The organism is Streptomyces sp. NPDC052052 (assembly GCF_040680455.1).
In the GTDB taxonomy this organism is placed as follows: Bacteria; Actinomycetota; Actinomycetes; order Streptomycetales; family Streptomycetaceae; genus Streptomyces.
Genome location: NZ_JBFAWU010000020.1, coordinates 75,835 through 92,386, shown reverse-complemented (window position 1 = coordinate 92,386; position 16,552 = coordinate 75,835). Strand labels below are relative to the sequence as shown.

Genomic DNA, 16,552 nt, shown 5'->3' with positions numbered 1-16,552 from the left:
CGGGACCGGCGGCCGTCACATCGGCGGAGCGACGAACAGGCCGGGGTCGACGTCGTTGAAGGAACGGGCGGCGACGAACTCGTTCATCTGGTTCGCGGTGCCCCACTGGTCGATGATCTCGGGGTTGGTGAGGTCGTGGATGGACGGATGCCAGGTGTCCTCGTCGACGAGTTCGAGCTCCGTCGTGTACTCCACGGTGTTGCCGACCGGGTCGAGGAAGTAGCTGAAGGTGTTGTCCCCGGCGTGGTGACGCCCGGGGCCCCAGACCTTCTCGACTCCGCCGCGCAGCATGCGGCCGGTGCCGCGCATGAACTCGTCCAACCCCCGCATCTCGAACGACGCGTGGTGCAGGGCGACATGCGGCCCGCGGGCGATGGCGAAGCTGTGGTGGAGCGGGTTGCAGCGGAGGAACCACATGAACTCGCCCTTGGAACCGATCCGCAGCGTGTCGGAGAGCCGGAACTCCAGGTGCTCGACGTACCAGGCGACGGTCTGCTCGGGGTGCGGCGAGTTCATCACCACGTGCGACAGCCGCACCGGGATCGATTCGCGTTCCTCGATCCTGCGGTGCGACCGGGTGGCGACGTCGGCGGAGACCTCGACGACGCGTCCGTCACCGTCGAAGAACCTCACGCCGTACCCACCGCCGGGGGTGGTGAGGGCCCGGGGCTCGTGGACCAGTCGGACGCGCCGGGCGATCAGCCGCTCGGCGAGGGTGTCCACGTCGGCGGGCCTGGCGGCCCCGAAGGACACGAGATCCATACGCTTCTGGCTGTCCCGGCGCAGCCGTACCACGTACTGCTCGGGCGAGCCCTCCGCGGCGAGGAAGGCGACGCCGCTGTCGGAGTGGGTCTCGGTCAGGCCCCACGAGCCGGTGTAGAAGGCGTGCTGGGCCTCGAAGTCGGGCATGGCGATGTCGATGTGCCGCAGATGCGTGATCAGGTGGGTGGCGCTCATATCAGGATGCTCCCTGGGTCAGACGGGTGGTGAGCCAGTCGGCGACCGTCGGCATGACCGGTCCGGTGCCCATGTGGCCACCGGGGAACAGCCGTGCGGTCTTGGGGTCGCCGTGGCGCAGGCTGAGGTGGATGTCCTCGGCGCTGTTCTGCCGGTCGTCGATGCCGTTGACGAGCAGCAGGGGTGCGCTGGGCCGGTCGAGGACGCCCTGGTCGAGCAGGGACAGCCCGGGACATGCGGCGACGTAGTCCTCGAAGGTGCGGCCGCCGAAGATCCGGGCGCGGGCCGCCATGAGGTCCATCAGGTACGAGGAGGCGTTGCGGGACTTCTCCTGCCACTCCGGTTGGAAGGTGAGATGCACCCCGCCGCCCCAGTTGACGGCGGCGATCAGCCTCTCCCGGTGGGTGTGGGCGAGTTTCATCGCCCAGTAGCCGCCGAACGAGAGGCCCAGCGCGGCACACCGGGAGGCGTCCAGGTCGCTGCTCTCCAGCCAGCTGAAGACCGGGTCCCACTGGCGTTCGGCATCGGGGCCGGCCAGGACGGGTGACTGGCCGACGCCGGGCATGTCCAGGTGGAGTGTGGCGAAGCCGCGTTCGCGCAGGATCCGGCCCCGCGCGTACGTCTCCTCCTTCCACACGTCGATACCGCCCCACATCATCACCACGGGTGGCCGCCGCACCCCGCGCGGCCGGGCCACGTGGAAGGTGATGCTGTCCCCCTCGCCCTCCCGGCCCCGGAAGGGGACGGTGACGTGCTCCACCGCGGGGTCGTCCAGCGCCGTGGCGTGCGCGAAGCAGGTGCGGGCCAGCCCGTAGGCGTCGAGCTTGGCCGGGTGGACCGGAGAGGGGTACCGGCCCAGGAAGGCGAACTGGTAGGCCTGCCACCAGGCTTCCCGGGCCGCCTCCCGTTCCCCCGCCTGCTGCAGGGTGGTCGCGCGGTCCGCGTAGTCCGTCGCGATGCCGCTCCAGTGGCCGGCCCAGCTGACCGGGTCGGTGCCCGGCAGGGTCTCGATGGCGTGCCGGGCCGCGGTCTCGTCGATGGCGTTGAACGGGTTGCGGCGCTCCGCCAGGTGGGTGCGCAGCCACTCCTTGGCGTCGGGCAGCGTACGGGTCAGGTCAGCGCTCACGAGGGATCACCGGCAGCAGCAGTCGGGACGGGTGAAGGGTGTTGTGATGAATGTGGTGCAGTGTGGTGCGGGAGCTGCACACGTGGTACGGCACGTACTCGGCGTTGGTCGCGCCGGCCACACCGGTGGGGGCGTCCATGCTGGAGATCTCCAGGCAGATGCGGTGCCCGCGGCGGAACTCGTTGGCCGTGGCGAGGATCTCGATCTCGTACTCGACGATCTCGCCCGGCACCACCGGCCGACGTGCCGCACGGGTCAGCTTGTGGAAGGGCTTCCATGCGGTGGACCGCTCGGGGTCCAGGGCGCGGTGGGACGCCTTGAGCCAGCCACGGGTCAACTCCCTTGCGGGAAGGCCCTCGTCGAGGTCGCGCTCACCCTCGCGCACCGTGCGCACCGAGGGGTCGGGGCCGACGTCGGAGAGTGTGACGATCCAGTTGGTGTCGTCCTGGTCGATGGAGGCGAACAGCCTGAGCACGGCCGGTCCGGCGATGGTCAGGTCCTCGCTCAACGGCTCGGACAGATAACGCAGTTTGGCCACCTGACGGGTGTGGGTCAGCGGCATCTGCACGAACGAGTCGGGCGGGATGGTGTCATCGGCGGAGGAGGGAGTGAAGGGCGTGGGACGCAGCCGCTCCCAACTGTTGAGATAGAACGGCGTCCACCGGGTCTCGGGCAGCGGCCAGTCCTCCCCGGTGCGCCACTCGTTGGCGCCGGCCACCCAGTAGCGGACCGGTGGTTCGTCCAGGACGCCGGTGTCAATGCCCTTGAGCCAGTGGTCGTACCAGCGCAGGATCTCGCCGTGCAGACCATGGAAGGGGCGCTCCAGATGGGCGGGCCCGACGAAGAGCATCTTCTTGGGAGCCTTGTCGAGGTGCCGCCAGTAGGTCTGCGCGCCCTGGAGGTGGGTCTTGTAGGTGTAGCCGTACCAGCCCGAGCCCGTGTAGACGGGGATGTCGATCCGTGCGATCTCCTGCTCGCTCCGCTCGGCGGTGCCTTCGGCTTCGTAGGGGTCGACCAGAACGTCGAAGTACGCCGGCAGGTGCTGGCCCTTCATCGTCAGCACGTTGTAGAGGTGCGGGTGGAGCTTGTAGTCGTCGTTGTTCATCGCCTCCTTCCACCGGGCTTCCTTCGCGGCACTCAACTCGCCGGGCGCGCCCTTGTCCTGGTGGAAGACGCCGAAGTGGGAGACGAGATAGCGGAAGAGGTGCACCACGCCGCCGGGGTACTCCTCGCGGAAGCCGCCCAGCGTGCCGTAGGCGCCGCGCGGGTCGAAGGGGAAAATCGCCTTCAGATGCGGGGGCCGCTGCCGGGCCACGTACACCTGCTCGGCGCCGAAGCCGGAGATCCCGACCATGCCGATCTGTCCGTCGCACCAGGGTTGCGCGGCGATCCATTCGATCAGGTCGTAACTGTCCCACTCCCGTGAACCGCCCCCTTGGGACTTGCCGACGCCCCGGGGCGAGCCGATCACATGGATGTAGCCGCGGGAGGTGAGGAAGCGGGTGTCGCCGGCCTCCTGCGGGCCGCACCACAGCGGCGACCAGGACGGCTGCGGAGGGATCGTCCCGGCGATCTCGGGGCCCTGCAGGTCCTTGTTGTAGATGGCGAAGGCGAGCAGGGCGGGCAGCGGCTCGTCCGTACGCGGGCGGTAGATGTCGACGCACAGTTCCACACCGTCACGCATCGGGACCCGCACATCCCGTTCGGCGATGAAGTCGTCGTAGTCGGCGGGGCGGTCGTAGACCGTGGGCAGCGTCTCGGAGTTCAACGGCAGCGCCACCGGCCGGGCGGGGGCGGTCATATGAGGTTCTCCTCGGGGATCCAGGCCACCACACGGGTCCAGGCGCCACTGGCCCGGTCCACCTTGACGGGGAACGCGGTCACATGGAATCCGTGACTGATGGGCAGCGCGGCGAGGTTGTCGAGCTTCTCGATGTGGCAGTAGGGCTTCTCCCGGCCGAGCAGATGGGACTCCCAGAGCTGGTCCACGTCACCGGCCTGGTATTCCTGGGACATCACGTCGAAGGGGCGGTCGAAGCCCCAGGCGTCGATGCCCATCAGCCTGACCCCGTGGTCGATCAGCCACTCGGTGGCGCTGCGCCGCATGCCGGGGTGCGCGTTGTGATAGCCCCGTTCACCGAAGCGGAGCGAGGTGTCGGTGCGGATCAGGGCGATGTCGCCGTCCTTCACCTGGTAGCCGATGCGGTCCAGTCCGGCGACGATGTCGTCGTCGGTGATGCCCTCACCGGTGCGCTTGTGGGTCATGTCCAGCACGAAGCCGTCGCCGGCGAACCAGCCGAGGTCGACGTTGTCGATGGTCGTCGCCTCGCTGCCGTCGGCGCTCTGCGGCCAGTAGTGGTACGGGGCGTCGATGTGGGTGCCGCAGTGCGTGCCGAGTTCCACGACCTCGGTGGCGGCGGCGCACTCGTGCGGCCAGTGCACCCCCTCGCCGAGCATGTAGCTCATGTTCTTGGCCTTGGTGCGGTGATCGGTGTACGCGATGTGATGCGGCATCGGCTCGATCGACGAGGTGTCGTTCGAGATGCGCTGGCTGAGGTCGACCAGCCCGTAGGTACGGCCCGCGAAAGTGACGCGGTGGGCGTCGCGGTGCGACATGGCGGCTCCTGGAAGTGTCGGAAGGGGTGTGGGTGGTCAGATGGGCTGAGCCAGCACCTGATGGCAGTGGTCCTGAAGCCGGTGCGCCTCGTCCTGGCAACCGTCCCGTTCCAGCTCGCCCGCCTTGACGGAGGTCTCCACCACAAGTCGGCAGCGCTCCTGACGGCGGCGCCCGAAGGCCTCCAGGGCGGCCTCGATGTCGTCGTGCAGGCCCAGTTCCTCGGCGAGCACCAGGCTGTCCTCGATCGCCAGCGCGGCCCCGCTGACCAGCTGCGGCGAGGGTGCGTGCGCCGCGTCGCCGATGAGCAGGACCCGGCCCCGGTGCCAGGGGCCGTCGACGATGCCCGCCTGTACCGGCCTGCGCACCACCAGGTCCGGGTCGGTGATGGTGGCAGCGACCTCGGCGACCCGCCCGGAGAACGCGCTCAGCAGGTCCCGCATACGGTCGGCCAGCTCCTCCTGCGGAAGGACTCCGGGATCGGCGTAGTTCTCCGTGAGGAAGACGTACGCCTGGTCCTGGGCGATCGGGATCAGCCCTGCGTTGTGGACAGGGCCGGAGAAGGTATGCAGCGTGGTGGCCCACTCCGGACGGCGCACGATGGCGCGCCACACCATCTGACCGGTGTACTCGGGCTTGGCGGAGATGCCGAGCAGTTCACGGGTCACGGACCTGATGCCGTCCGCCCCCACGACCAGGTCGACGTGGCGTACGGTGCCGTCGGTCATGCGCACGGTCACGCCGTCGGCGGTGTGCTGAAGCGCTTCCACACTCATCCCGTTGCGCAGTACCGCGCCTTTCCCGACTGCGGCTTCGCGGAGGATGTCGTGCAGGGTGCCCCGGCTCAGCCCGGCGAAAGCGGGCCGGTCCGTGCCCAGCAGCAGCGGCAGATCGGTGAGGCCGCGCACCTGCCCGGCGGAGTCGCAGTGGGATATCTGGGTGATGCCGAAGCCGCGCTCGACACAGGCATCGGAGAGCCGGAGGCTGTGCAGAGCCCGCAGCGACGGCCCGGTGAGGCTCAGACCCCAACCGGTCACCGACCAGTCGGGATTGCGCTCGGCCACTTCGACGGTATGGCCCCGGTCGGCCAGGGCGATGGCCGTCGCCATACCGGCGATTCCTCCACCCACGACGAGGACGTGGCGAGGTGCCGTGTCGCGCGCGTTCATGCGGCCTCCAGCGAGAGATGAGTTCACGCCGCGAACGCTAGAAGGACCGCCCGAACGGGGCTATCCGGATCCTGAGGTGCCTGTCCGGTTCCTGCGTCCGATGTCCATGGGCGCTACTCGTCTCTGTGTCGTCGCAGGTCAGCGGCTCCTCCTCGTTGTGGTCATGGGAGGAACCGCTGATTTTTTCGCGCTGCCTGACTCCCCCGCACAACAGGTGCCGGCGAGGCGCCGTCGAGGCCCGCTCCCTGCGGTCAGAGCCCGCGCGCCGTGTCCGACGGCAGCGCGCCGAAGCGCTTGCGATAGCTCGCCGAGAACCGGCCGAGGTGGGTGAAGCCCCACGCACATGCGACATCGGTGACGGAACGCCCGGTGATGCGGAGCTCGTCATGCACCCGCTGGAGGCGCTGTTCCCGCACGTACCCCATGGGCGTGTCGCCCACACCGTCCTGGAAGTGCTCATGGAGCGTGCGTACGCTGCAGCCCGCCGCCTCCGCGATGTCGGTGACGGTGAGCGGCTCGGCCAGGTGCCCCTCGACATACTCCAGCGCCAGACGCAAGGCCCTGGAACGCCGGGGTGAACGCTCGGGTGCGGACACCAGCGCATCGGAGTAGGTATGGCGGTGCATGGTGAGCAGTGCGGCCACCAGGGTGCGGATGTGGTGCAGTTGGACGGCCGGCTGATCGAACAGGCCCCCGGGCAGTCCGTTCGCCTCGGCGAGCATGAACCGGACGAGTGCCGCGATACCGCTGCCCGCGACACCCGTCAGATCGAGCACGGGGGCGAACTGAACAGGAGACTGCGGTGTTCTGCCCAGCAGTGCGGCGAGTTCGGCATTCACCAGGGCGCGCTCGATCTTGATGCCGATGGACTCGGTGGCGTCCGCGCTCGGTGTGAGCCTCTGCGGCACACCGGCCGGCATGATCACGGCTGTGGTCGAGTCGTTGACGGTCCGGGCCTCACCTGCCTCCGCCAGGACGGCACCGCTGGGGGCCAGGTTGAGGTAGTACGGCCCGGTCTCGCGCTGCGGGGTGATGTGCACCGGCAGCCCCGACCGCAGGTATCCGACGGTGAAACCCTGGCCCACCAGGGCCCTCAGCTCGTACTCCTGCTCTCCCCTGGGAGGCTCGGTCAGCGCGACGGACGGTGCACCGTAGGCCTGGTTGATGGCGGCGACGAACTGCTCCGGGTCCGTCGACCGCATCAGCGAAAAGCGCTCCAGGGGCCCGGCACCCACCGGAGAATGAGCTACCGGCGGGTCCATGAAGGTGCTCGTCATGAGGGCTCCTGTGGTGCGTGCATCATTCAGGCCTACGACCGGGTGGATCGGCCCAGGATGCCGCCCCGGTGGAACACATTTCGTGCAAGTTAAGCCGCGGGGAAGCGCAAGTCAACGCGTGGAATTCAACGGCCCCCGGGGCGAGGGGCAGTACCGTTCCCCTGCCACTGCCGACTGCGGGCCCGCTCGTCGTGGTGCGCCGCCCGCGTACTCGGCCTCGTCTCCGGAGGCGGAGCGGCAGGGCACCCGACCGGCAAAGACGGCCAGGTGCCCCGGGGCGCAGGACGCCCCGACGCGCTGCCGGTCAGCCTTGTCCCACGGCTTCGGCAGCTTCCGAGGTGCCCGCGTCGTGCGCTTCGTCCTGCGCGCTGACGGCAAGCGGACGACGACGCACGAGAAGGAAGGCTGCGACACCTGCGCCCAGGCCAACTGCCGCACAGAGCTGAATGGCATGGTCGCGCCCGGAAGCCGCGGCGCTGAGCCCCGCCACAATCACGGGCGAGAGGAACTGACCGAAGAAGAAGGCCGAGGTCCACGCCGCGGTTCCTCTCCCCCGCTGGTCGAAGGGGAGCCGGGAGGTGGTGCCGATCAACAGGGACGGCAGCATCAGGCCGCAGCCGACACCGGCAATGAGCGCCCCGCCCGTCACAGCGGTCCAGTCCCGGCCCACGCTCATCAGCACCACGCCGAGCGGCCCGGCGACGAAGGCCGCGACCAGCAACTGCCCGGCCCACCGACGGGCCCAGCGGGCGAAGCACAGCGACCCGGCCACCACACCGGCATTGGCGATCGCCGCCGACGCGCCTATGCCGGCGCTGCCCACGTCGAGGTCGTCGAGGACGAAGCTGAGCTGGACCTGCAGTACAAAGAACACAACGGCCGCGCCGACCGACGTGAGGACCAGGAGCGGGGCCAGGGAACGCCAGGGCAGAGGTCTCATCTCACGCTCGGTCAGTCCCGCCGCGGCCCGGTCGAAGCTCGGTTCGCGCAGCGACAGGACCATGGCCAGGAGCAGCGGGAGAGCCGCCGCGTAGACCCAGAACGGCGTGCGCCAGCTGTGCGCACCGAGCCCACCGCCCACGGCAAGGATTCCGACGGCGGCGACGGCGGTGATCACCGAGTGCCACGACATGTACCGATCCCGCCTGGCCCCGGTGAAGTAGTCACCGAGAAGCGTCAGAGACGCGGTCATCACCACGGCTTCGACGACCCCGAGCAGCGTACGGCTGACCAGGATGAGCGGCAGGGAGTCGAGCAACACGGGCGCCGTTCCGACGAACGCGTAGGCGAGCATGGCGCCGAAAAGCAGACGGGTCCGACCATAGCGGTCCACGGCGGATCCGGCGAGAGGGCCCAGCACAGCGATTCCCAGGGCCGGCAGCGTCATGGCCATCGGCGCCAGGGTGCTGATCCCCGGAGTGTCGGAAAAGGCGCGTTCGAGCTCGGGCAGAACCGGTGCAATCAGCAGTGACCCCAGGACGGATGCGCAGGCAGCGGTCAGCAGCAGAGCGGCCTGACGCGCTCCCGGCTGCCAGGACGGTGTATCTGCGGAGGGTACTTCGGGTGCGGTCATGAGCTGCGGCTCCTCGGAGGAAGGTGCTGTCCACGTGAGGGAGCGACAGTAGGAAGGCCTTCGTACGAGCACTATCCGTCGTGTGCGCGCGCTGGCCGATTCCTGCGGCCGGCCCTGGGAGACGGGCACTTACCGTACGGAGCAGCGGATCTTCCGCCGCTTCCGCCCTCTCACCGGTCGGGGCCGGACGGCCGGCCCGACCACGGCTTTCGTCCGGTGCGGCGAGAGGGCGTGCCGGGCGTCGCGACGGGGCAAATGTTGCCTGTTGCGGCGCTAGCTGGCCTCCCCCAGGTAGCTCAGGGCCTGGCGGAAGTCATCGAGGGCGGACTCGAGCCGGCCGGCGGCAGTGTGGAAGGTCGATCGGTCGATCAGGCTCCTGGCCAGTGTTCGCGTCCCCTCTACCGGGTCATGCTGAGACAGTCGGCGGGCCAGGCTCACTCCCTCGTCGAACAGGGAGTGAACTTTCTCCGCGAACAGATGGGTGCGGTTCTTCCAGTAGACAGCGGAACGGATGGTGAGGACGCGATGCAGGCGGACCAGTTCGGCCAAGTACTGGTCCGGATCTTCGGTGGCTCGTGGAGCGAGGGTGTCCACCTCTTCGCGGAGGGCATGACGACTGTCGAAGTAGCGCTGCCTGACATCGGGCGACCACTGAGTGAGCGCCGCGCCCGAAGGTGGACGCGGTTCATTGGACGCAGGCCGATCGTTTTCGGCGCCGGAGAAGTACAGCAGCACCGCCCAAAACGACCTCTGATAGCCACTCCAGGACTTCCGCTCACCGGTATCGGCCAACTCCCCCAGCAAGGCGAGTGCTTCTTGCCGCGTGAGGGCCGCCTGCTCGCCTCGGCCATGGGTGTCGAGCATCTGTGCGTATCCGATGAGCGAGTAGAGATGGCAGGCCATCGGCCCACGGTCGTTCGCGGCTTCGGCCGCTTCCATGCTGACGAGTGTTTCGAATGCGGCAAGTGCTTCGTCGGACCGGCCGGCGTCATGGAGAGCGGCGATCCACTCCAGGAGTGACCAGGCGAGATCCCCGCTGGGCCCGTCGGGCAGGATCGCTGCGACCAACTCGGTCATGGTATCGGCGGCCTCGGCATACCGGCCTTCCTCGGAGAGTCCGGTAGCCCACTGATTCAGCCCTTTGACCACGGGGCCTCGGACTGTTCGGCCTGTGCACGGCCGATGGCGAGCATCTCGGCACGCATGGCGAGTCCTTCGGCGCGTCGGCCCACGCTGTACAGCTCTCTCCGGCACGTGTTGAGGGCCTCGTACAGAACATCCGCACGGGCAGGTTCGGCCGGATCGATGGACCGCGCAGCGGCCACCGCCTCCTCACGCAACGAGAGACAGGCCGGATGCTTCTTGCCGAAGCTGGTGTCATAGCTCAGACGTTGGAGCGCCTTGGCCAGGAGCGGCAGGTACGAGGCGGGGCTGACCTGAGAGAGCACCCGGTAGGCATCGACTTCCTCGCGCGCCGTGCGGCGCCCTGACGCAAGCAGCACATTCCGCGCTCGCATGATGTCGTCCTGATCGACTTTCCCCGTGTGATTCATGACGGGGATTCTGGGTGCCCGGGAGGGGGCCGAACAAGGCTGGTCACCTGTGTCGTTACTCCTACGAAACCCCCCACTGACCTGTCATGATGGGTGTGGCATCACTTTCCGGAGCTGTACTGGTAACCCGGCCCATCCGTTCTTGCCGAGCTTCCCTCCGTGGCCGATGTGGATGCCGAGAAGGTCGCTCAGGACGACAGCCGGGAGTTCGCCGGCGAGCTCCAGGAGTGCGATGTTGCGTCCGGCTCGGGCCTTGAACCCGATGCGGTTCAAGAAGGGCCGTCCGAGGAGGGGACAACCCTCGCGAGAGCGCTCCCGGAAGGCTGATCCCCACGGATCACCAGCCCGAGGTGCGCGCCCCTACCGCCGGTCGGACCGGGTCGGGTTCAGACCGCCCGCAGGGCGCCGGGGCGGCGACCGGTGAGGCGGTCGAGTGCGGCGGCGCTCGCGTCGTCGACCGGCAGGTGGACGACGAGCTGCTGGTCGTCGTCGGCGGGCAGGCCGAGCGTTTCGTGCGCCAGCCGCACCTCCCCCACCTGCGGGTGGACCATGCGCACCACCCCGTTCGCCCGCGGCAGCCCTGGCAGCGTCCGTATCCGGGCGGCGAACGGTTCCCCGGAGGACACCGTCAACTCGCCCATCAGCGCCCCGATATGGACGTCGGTCTGCCCTGGCCCCTGTTTGAGGGCCGCGACCTGCTCGTCGGCGACCGCGTCCCAGTCCGGGTAGACCGCGCGCGCCCGCGGGTCGGTGAAGACGAAGCGGGCGAGGCTGGGCCGGACGCCGTCCAGCAGGCCGAGCGGTTCAGCCAGACCGTCTACGGCTACTTCGCCAAATGGGAAACCGACCGCATCTTCGACCAACTCACCGGCCTCCTGCGCCGACTCGTCCGCGAAAACGAAGGGCACAACGCACAACACCCACCCCAGCGCCTGCCTCCTCGACTCACAGTCGATCAAGACATCCACCAACGTCCACCTCACCGACCAGGGCTACGACGCCGCCAAGAAGATCGCCGGACGCAAACGGCACGTCGTCACCAACACCCTCGGCCTCCTCCTCGCCGTCCTGGTCACCTCCGCAGCCGTCCACGACTCCACCGCCGGCACCCACCTCCTGGACCACATCGCCACCCACCACCCCCACGTCTCCATAGCCTGGGCCGACTCCGGCTACAAGAACACCGCCGTCGAGCACGCCGCCACCCGCGGCATCGACCTCGAAGTCGTCCACCGCACCCCAGGCAGCCGCACCTTCACCGTCCAGCCCCGCCGCTGGGTCATCGAACGCACTCTCGGCTGGCTCATGCACCACCGCCGCCTCGCCCGCGACTACGAAACCCACCCACACCAATCAGCCGCGTGATCCGCATCGCCGCCATCAACCTCATGAGCCGCCGACTCACCCACGAAACCACCCCCAACTGGCGCGACACCTAACCCCGAACCAAACGGACACCAACAAACCAAACGCTCACTAAGCGTTCAGCAGCTTCCTCGCCCTCGCCTCCGCGTCAGCGGCCGCCGCCCGCGCACGGACAGCCGCGGCCCGACCATATCCACGCCAGGCACGGCCAGCAGAAAGGAGCCTCGGCGTACTCGAATCTTGTTGACTTCCCACAACGTCTCGCCAGGCGCCCCGCTTCCCCACACCGTCGCGCAGCCCGCCTCCTCCAAGGACAGCAACAGTCCGGTCGGCACCGATCCAGCAAAGCACCGCTGTGAGCGGTAGAACTGCGGAGAGCCCGCCTCAATGCAACCTGACGAGAAGTCAGGAAAGTCAGCATTGGGTCAGCATGAGGACTCCTACAGCTACCCACAGACGGCGATATTTTGGATCGGCGGTCATCTCGGTCAGCCCCTCCGACTGGTCGACTGCCGCTTCGTCGAGCACCCTCGGAACAGAGGCAGGACCTGGCGAGCAGCCTACCCATCCGGCGACCGAACCTGCGAGCATTCTCGCAGGTCAGCGCCGGTTCCCCCGGGGTTTCAGCGGCACCGCCGGCAGCTCGGGAGCCCGCAGCGGAGCACCGTCGTACCCCTTCACCTCGCCGAATCGGCGGCCTTCCATCCAGTCCTGCCGAGCCTGTACGATCTCCTCGCTGTCCCGGCCGATGAAGTTCCACCACATGATGATCTCCTCCTCGAAGGGCTCCCCGCCGAGGAGCATGAGGCCGGCGTCGGTGTCGGCGCGCAGGGGGAGTTCATTGCGGCCGCAGCCCAGGTAGAGCATCGAGCCGGGCAGCACGGGTACGCCGTCGACCTCGGCCTGGCCGGACATCGAGAGGACCGCGTACTCGAAGTCCGGGTCGAGCGGGAGGCGGGCCTCGGTCCCGCCGGACAGGGCGAGGTCGGCGCCGACGATCGGCGTGTACGTGGTGCCGGGTGAGGTGGCGCCGTCGAGTGCGCCCAGGATGAGGGTGGCGGTGAAGCCGGGGGCGGTGACCGTCGGCAGTTCGGCATGGTGCTGGAAGTGCGGCTCGACGTGGCGGTGGGCCTCGGGCAGGGCGACCCAGAGCTGGGCGCCGTGCAGGAACCTCGCGTGCGGCCTGGGGCTCTCCTCGGAGTGGCTGATGGCCCGTCCGGAGGTCATCAGTCCGAGCTCGCGCGGGCGGATCGTGCGGAGACTGCCGAGGCTGTCCCGGTGCAGGACCTCGCCTTCGTGCAGCCAGCTGACCGTCTGCAGGCCCATGTGAGGGTGGGGCGGTACCTGCATCCCGGGTTCGTCCGCGATGTCGTCGGGGCCGTAGTGATCGACGAAGGCCCACGCGCCGACCATGCGGCGGCCCAGATTGGGCAGCAGCCTGCGGACCTCGGTGGACTCGCCCAGCTGGACGTGGCGCGGGGTGAGAAGTTCGCGCACGGGCTCGGCGACGACGAAGCCTCGCCCTCCGCAGACGGAGAGAGCGGCCTGGCGATCGAGATTGCTCATGCTGTTCAACCTAGGGCCGTGCGGGCCCGGGGCACCGAAACCCACGCCGAAACTTTAGTGGAATATTCAACCAAGTCGACGCGTTCGCGTGACCGAAGGAAGACTGGGCGTACAACCGGCCCAGCAACAGGGCGGGACCAGGGACGGCCCGTGAACGAGGAGGTCAAGTGAGCGACAGCTATTTCGAGTTCGGTACGGCCGCCGACCGCTGGGACCGTGCGCAGATGTTCTTCGAGGCGAAGGAGTACATGACTGCGGCCCGGATTCTGGAGGGGCTGGTCGAGGAGGAGCCGGAGCAGGTCTCCCTGCGGCTGCTGCTGGCCCGGACCTACTACCACTCGGCTCGCCTCGGCAGGGCCGAGACGGAGCTGCGGGCGGTTCTGGAGCGTGACCCGGTGGAGCCCTACGCGCGGCTGATGCTCGGCCGCACGCTGGAGCGCCAGGGGCGGAGTGCGGAGGCGACCGGTCACCTGCGGATGGCCGCCGTGTTCTCCGGGAACTTCGACGAGGACCCGGCACGATCCCAGGAACGCCTCTCCTAGTGTCGCGGCAGGCAACGTGTGACCGTCAAGGAGCGGCGTCCGGTGCGGCGAGAGGGCGTGCCGGGCGTCGCGACGGGTGAACGTTGCCTGTTGCGGCACGAGCGTGCGCGAGGGCGTTCGACCGACGGTTCATCCCCTCCGTCGGGAGAGCGCCCTCGGCCGCACTCGGGGTCGGATCTCCGGGCGACTTGCGCAGCAGGGTGTTCGGCTGTCCCCGCCCGCCACACCATCCTGATGCCGCCCACTCGTCCCACGTGATACATCACTCGGTCATGACCGACCTCGAGACGCCGCGCCTCCTCCTCCACCTGATGAACGCATCCGATGCGCTGAGGGTGAGGGCGGGCAAGCCGCCGGAGGGCGCGCGCTGGGCACCTGGATACCCCTCCCCCGGTGAGATGGCGGCGGCCGAGCGCTTCCTCGACACCTGCGCGACCACGGGTGATCCCAGCCCCTTCGGTTCGTACGAGATACGACGCCGTGAGGACGGATTCGTGATCGGCGGGCTCGGGTTCCACGGCGCACCGGACAACCATGGGCAGGTCACGATCGGATACGGCCTCGTCCCCTCGGCCCAGGGCCTGGGCTACGCCTCCGAGGCGCTGCGCGCGCTGCTCCTCTTCGCCCGCGCTCAGGGCGTGAGCTGTGTGCACGGCGACACCGATCTGGACAACCTGGCCTCGCAGCGCGTCATGACGGCTGTCGGCATGCGCCTGGTGGAGGAGGACGCGCGGCTGAAGCACTACCGGATCGACTGGGATCAGCCGTCCGGGCCGTAGTCGACGAACAGCCGGCCCTCGGCCGGGCCGTGCGGGACCGCGAACCCCGGTGGGGCCGTGCGGGGGCAGGACAGCGGAAACCCGCCGCGCAGTGCGCGGCGGGTTCCACGATGAGCCGGCGATCTGCGGCGTTCCGGTCAACGGGCCGCCGCGGCAGCCCCGTTCGTCGCAGCGTTGCCGGTCCGGAGGGCCTTGGCGCTCGGGACGAGGAGCCGTTCCGCCAGCCATCCGAGGATGAGGCCGAAGGTGATCCAGAACGTGGCCTGCACAGCGAGGGTGGCCAGGCGGAACTCCCACAGCAGGCTTGCCGGGAAGTCCTTCCCGACCTCGTTGAACGAGGGCAGGAACGCGTACGCGAGTCCGATCACGAGTACGTAGCCGGCGGATGCGGTGATGCTCGCGTTCCAGTTGCCCAGGCGAGGAGCCAGCCGCCTGCCGAGGATGACCGCGGCGACGGCCAACAGCACGCTGAGGGCGATCATCAGGAAGAACAGGGTGGTGCGTCGGCCAATGGTGTCGGGGTTGCCGACCGCCGGCGGATTGGCCGGATACTTCAGGAACGGAACGACGTACACGGTCAGCAGCGCCGCACCCGCGATCAGGGCGGCCGCGGCCCGGGGGCCGAACCTGCCGATCCGGCCGAGTGCGTAACAGAGGACGAGGGCGGCGATGCCGCCCATCGCCACGCCGAAGACGAGGACACCGGTGCCCAGTCCGGCGGTGGACTGCAGGGTGCGGCTGACGAGTTCCTCGCCGCCGCCGTGGTCATGGGTGTGGGCGTGTGCCTCTTCGAGAGCGATGGCCGCGTCCACCCGGGACTCACCGAGGAAGTAGGCGACGACGAGAGCGAGCGCGCCCGCGGCGAGGCCGGACAGCATGCCGCGGACGAGTACGGCTCTGACGGATATGGAGTTCATGAGGGCTTTCCCTGGATCGGACGGTACGTCAGTGGCAGGGGAAACCGAGGAGGTGGCGGCCGTCGTGGACCCACTCGTGGACACCTTCACCGGAGATGACCGCGGTGGCGCCCTGCTCGGCGCCGACGAAGTAGAGCAGGACAAGCATGAGGACCCCGAAAAAGACCGCCCAGGGAGCGATGGCCTTCAGGGAGATGGGGGTGATCGCCGGTACGGCGGTGGCGGGGGCAGCACTCTGTGCCATGGCAGAACCTCCTGAGGGAACACGCGTCCCGATCGTGGTGCCTGAGACGAAGGTGCCGGGTCTGACTTCCCGTACGGAGTACGGGTACACAGTGGCGCGACCGTGCCGGATTTCCACCGGACTTCCATCACACCTTCGTCGTACTTGTCGTGACCATACCGCCTGGCAGCGACCACGGCCATGCCCCCTCCGGGAGGAACACGGACCGGATGCCATGGTGAGGTCTTCAGGAGAGCCACACGGTCAAGGGAGTTCATCCGGTCATGACGATGCAGGTGATGTTGATCTCACCGGCGGTCAACGCCGCGTTGCGCGAAGCCCGCTTCGACGGCGACGCTCCGCTCGACGCCGCCGGAGTCCGCCAGGCCCGTGCGGCCGCCGCGGCGGTGCCCGTGGCCGACCGCCATGGGTGCGGGCCGTCCCTGCGGTGCGTCCAAACCGCCGATGCCCTGGGGTTGCGGGCCGAGCCCGATCTCGGGCTCCGTGGCTGGGACTTGGGCCGGTGGAGCGGGCAGCGGCTGGCGGAGGTGAGCGCGCGTGAGCCGGAGGAGGTCTCGGCCTGGATGACCGATCCTTCGGCCGCCGGCCACGGCGGCGAGTCGTTGGTGGCGTTCTGCGCCCGGGCCGCCCGTTGGCTGGACTCCGTGGAGTCCACGTACGGCGAGGACGGCGGCCGGGTCCTGGCGGTGGTCGAACCGGCGGTGGTGCGGGCGGTGATCGTACGGGCGCTCGCCCTGCCGGTGCAGGCGTTCTGGCGGCTCGACGTCGCCCCGCTGACGTCGACCGGGCTCAGCGGCCGGTCCGGGCGGTGGAATCTGCGCTGTGGGCAGCCGCTGTCCCCCGCTGCGGAGAACTGACGGGCTCCGCGGT

16 protein-coding genes, 1 pseudogene and 1 riboswitch are annotated in these 16,552 nt (G+C 69.0%); of the genes and pseudogenes, 4 read left to right on the top strand and 13 right to left on the bottom strand.

Translation table 11 applies throughout. The features are described 5' to 3' along the window. Nucleotides 1-15: 15 nt before the first annotated feature. The 10 genes from AB0L71_RS23550 to AB0L71_RS23505 form a co-directional block, all read right to left on the bottom strand. Nucleotides 16-957: a VOC family protein gene (locus tag AB0L71_RS23550; protein WP_365246345.1), complete on the bottom strand. Its 942-nt coding sequence runs from the start codon at nt 955-957 to the stop codon at nt 16-18. 1 nt (nt 958) lies between these two features. Then, entirely contained in the window at nt 959-2,083 is a 1,125-nt protein-coding gene (locus AB0L71_RS23545) for an alpha/beta hydrolase (RefSeq protein WP_365246342.1), read from the bottom strand. Beyond that, entirely contained in the window at nt 2,073-3,884 is a 1,812-nt protein-coding gene (locus AB0L71_RS23540) for a CocE/NonD family hydrolase (RefSeq protein WP_365246339.1), read from the bottom strand. The genes AB0L71_RS23545 and AB0L71_RS23540 overlap by 11 nt, the downstream gene beginning before the upstream one ends. Beyond that, the gene (locus AB0L71_RS23535) at nt 3,881-4,699 is read right to left on the bottom strand and encodes a cyclase family protein (protein WP_365246336.1); all 819 of its coding nucleotides are present in this window, start codon (nt 4,697-4,699) and stop codon (nt 3,881-3,883) included. The genes AB0L71_RS23540 and AB0L71_RS23535 overlap by 4 nt, the downstream gene beginning before the upstream one ends. Before the next feature lie 36 nt (nt 4,700-4,735). After that, a complete protein-coding gene (locus AB0L71_RS23530; RefSeq protein WP_365246333.1) occupies nt 4,736-5,866 on the bottom strand; it encodes an FAD-dependent oxidoreductase in 1,131 nt (376 codons plus the stop codon). A 251-nt stretch (nt 5,867-6,117) separates the two neighbouring features. After that, nucleotides 6,118-7,143, bottom strand: a complete 1,026-nt coding sequence (locus tag AB0L71_RS23525; protein ID WP_365246330.1) for an AraC family transcriptional regulator — start codon at nt 7,141-7,143, stop codon at nt 6,118-6,120. 304 nt (nt 7,144-7,447) lie between these two features. After that, the gene (locus AB0L71_RS23520) at nt 7,448-8,716 is read right to left on the bottom strand and encodes an MFS transporter (RefSeq protein WP_365246327.1); all 1,269 of its coding nucleotides are present in this window, start codon (nt 8,714-8,716) and stop codon (nt 7,448-7,450) included. 273 nt (nt 8,717-8,989) lie between these two features. Further along, entirely contained in the window at nt 8,990-9,865 is an 876-nt protein-coding gene (locus AB0L71_RS23515) for a hypothetical protein (protein WP_365246324.1), read from the bottom strand. Further along, complete coding sequence (locus AB0L71_RS23510; RefSeq protein ID WP_365246321.1) at nt 9,850-10,269, bottom strand: hypothetical protein; 420 nt, start codon at nt 10,267-10,269, stop codon at nt 9,850-9,852. Before AB0L71_RS23510 ends, AB0L71_RS23515 begins: the two co-directional genes overlap by 16 nt. A gap of 386 nt (nt 10,270-10,655) precedes the next feature. Further along, entirely contained in the window at nt 10,656-11,177 is a 522-nt protein-coding gene (locus AB0L71_RS23505; protein ID WP_365246479.1) for a hypothetical protein, read from the bottom strand. Between AB0L71_RS23505 and AB0L71_RS23500 the strand changes: the two are divergent. Further along, nucleotides 11,079-11,708: pseudogene (locus tag AB0L71_RS23500) on the top strand (IS5 family transposase); the annotation flags it as partial. The gene AB0L71_RS23505 and the pseudogene AB0L71_RS23500 overlap by 99 nt on opposite strands. Nucleotides 11,709-12,234: 526 nt before the next feature. Here AB0L71_RS23500 and AB0L71_RS23495 read toward each other — a convergent pair. Beyond that, nucleotides 12,235-13,200: a pirin family protein gene (locus tag AB0L71_RS23495; protein ID WP_365246318.1), complete on the bottom strand. Its 966-nt coding sequence runs from the start codon at nt 13,198-13,200 to the stop codon at nt 12,235-12,237. Between the two features lie 167 nt (nt 13,201-13,367). Between AB0L71_RS23495 and AB0L71_RS23490 the strand changes: the two genes are divergently transcribed. After that, on the top strand, nt 13,368-13,742 hold the full coding sequence (locus AB0L71_RS23490) for a tetratricopeptide repeat protein (protein ID WP_365246315.1): 375 nt from the start codon (nt 13,368-13,370) through the stop codon (nt 13,740-13,742). Nucleotides 13,743-14,014: 272 nt separating this feature from the next. After that, complete coding sequence (locus AB0L71_RS23485) at nt 14,015-14,521, top strand: GNAT family N-acetyltransferase (protein ID WP_365246312.1); 507 nt, start codon at nt 14,015-14,017, stop codon at nt 14,519-14,521. 137 nt (nt 14,522-14,658) lie between these two features. On the opposite strand, the gene AB0L71_RS23480 is transcribed toward AB0L71_RS23485, so the two are convergent. Both AB0L71_RS23480 and AB0L71_RS23475 read right to left on the bottom strand, forming a co-directional pair. After that, nucleotides 14,659-15,438 (bottom strand): CbtA family protein, encoded by a 780-nt coding sequence (locus tag AB0L71_RS23480; RefSeq protein ID WP_365246309.1) that lies wholly within the window; start codon nt 15,436-15,438, stop codon nt 14,659-14,661. Nucleotides 15,439-15,466: 28 nt separating this feature from the next. Continuing rightward, nucleotides 15,467-15,682, bottom strand: coding sequence for a CbtB-domain containing protein (locus tag AB0L71_RS23475; protein ID WP_365246306.1), 216 nt, complete (start codon nt 15,680-15,682; stop codon nt 15,467-15,469). Between the two features lie 3 nt (nt 15,683-15,685). Further along, nucleotides 15,686-15,835, bottom strand: a riboswitch (adenosylcobalamin (AdoCbl) riboswitch). A gap of 110 nt (nt 15,836-15,945) precedes the next feature. Between AB0L71_RS23475 and AB0L71_RS23470 the strand changes: the two genes are divergently transcribed. Further along, complete coding sequence (locus AB0L71_RS23470; RefSeq protein ID WP_365246303.1) at nt 15,946-16,539, top strand: histidine phosphatase family protein; 594 nt, start codon at nt 15,946-15,948, stop codon at nt 16,537-16,539. Nucleotides 16,540-16,552 lie beyond the last annotated feature (13 nt).

Excerpts from the sequence above, each read along its gene's own strand:
- AB0L71_RS23550 (WP_365246345.1), bottom strand. The coding sequence starts at position 957 with ATGAGCGCCACCCACCTGATCACGCATCTGCGGCACATCGACATCGCC.
- AB0L71_RS23540 (WP_365246339.1), bottom strand. The coding sequence starts at position 3,884 with ATGACCGCCCCCGCCCGGCCGGTGGCGCTGCCGTTGAACTCCGAGACG.
- AB0L71_RS23535 (WP_365246336.1), bottom strand. The coding sequence starts at position 4,699 with ATGTCGCACCGCGACGCCCACCGCGTCACTTTCGCGGGCCGTACCTAC.
- AB0L71_RS23530 (WP_365246333.1), bottom strand. The coding sequence starts at position 5,866 with ATGAACGCGCGCGACACGGCACCTCGCCACGTCCTCGTCGTGGGTGGA.
- AB0L71_RS23525 (WP_365246330.1), bottom strand. The coding sequence starts at position 7,143 with ATGACGAGCACCTTCATGGACCCGCCGGTAGCTCATTCTCCGGTGGGT.
- AB0L71_RS23520 (WP_365246327.1), bottom strand. The coding sequence starts at position 8,716 with ATGACCGCACCCGAAGTACCCTCCGCAGATACACCGTCCTGGCAGCCG.
- AB0L71_RS23510 (WP_365246321.1), bottom strand. The coding sequence starts at position 10,269 with ATGAATCACACGGGGAAAGTCGATCAGGACGACATCATGCGAGCGCGG.
- AB0L71_RS23495 (WP_365246318.1), bottom strand. The coding sequence starts at position 13,200 with ATGAGCAATCTCGATCGCCAGGCCGCTCTCTCCGTCTGCGGAGGGCGA.
- AB0L71_RS23485 (WP_365246312.1), top strand. The coding sequence starts at position 14,015 with ATGACCGACCTCGAGACGCCGCGCCTCCTCCTCCACCTGATGAACGCA.
- AB0L71_RS23480 (WP_365246309.1), bottom strand. The coding sequence starts at position 15,438 with ATGAACTCCATATCCGTCAGAGCCGTACTCGTCCGCGGCATGCTGTCC.
- AB0L71_RS23475 (WP_365246306.1), bottom strand. The coding sequence starts at position 15,682 with ATGGCACAGAGTGCTGCCCCCGCCACCGCCGTACCGGCGATCACCCCC.
- AB0L71_RS23470 (WP_365246303.1), top strand. The coding sequence starts at position 15,946 with ATGACGATGCAGGTGATGTTGATCTCACCGGCGGTCAACGCCGCGTTG.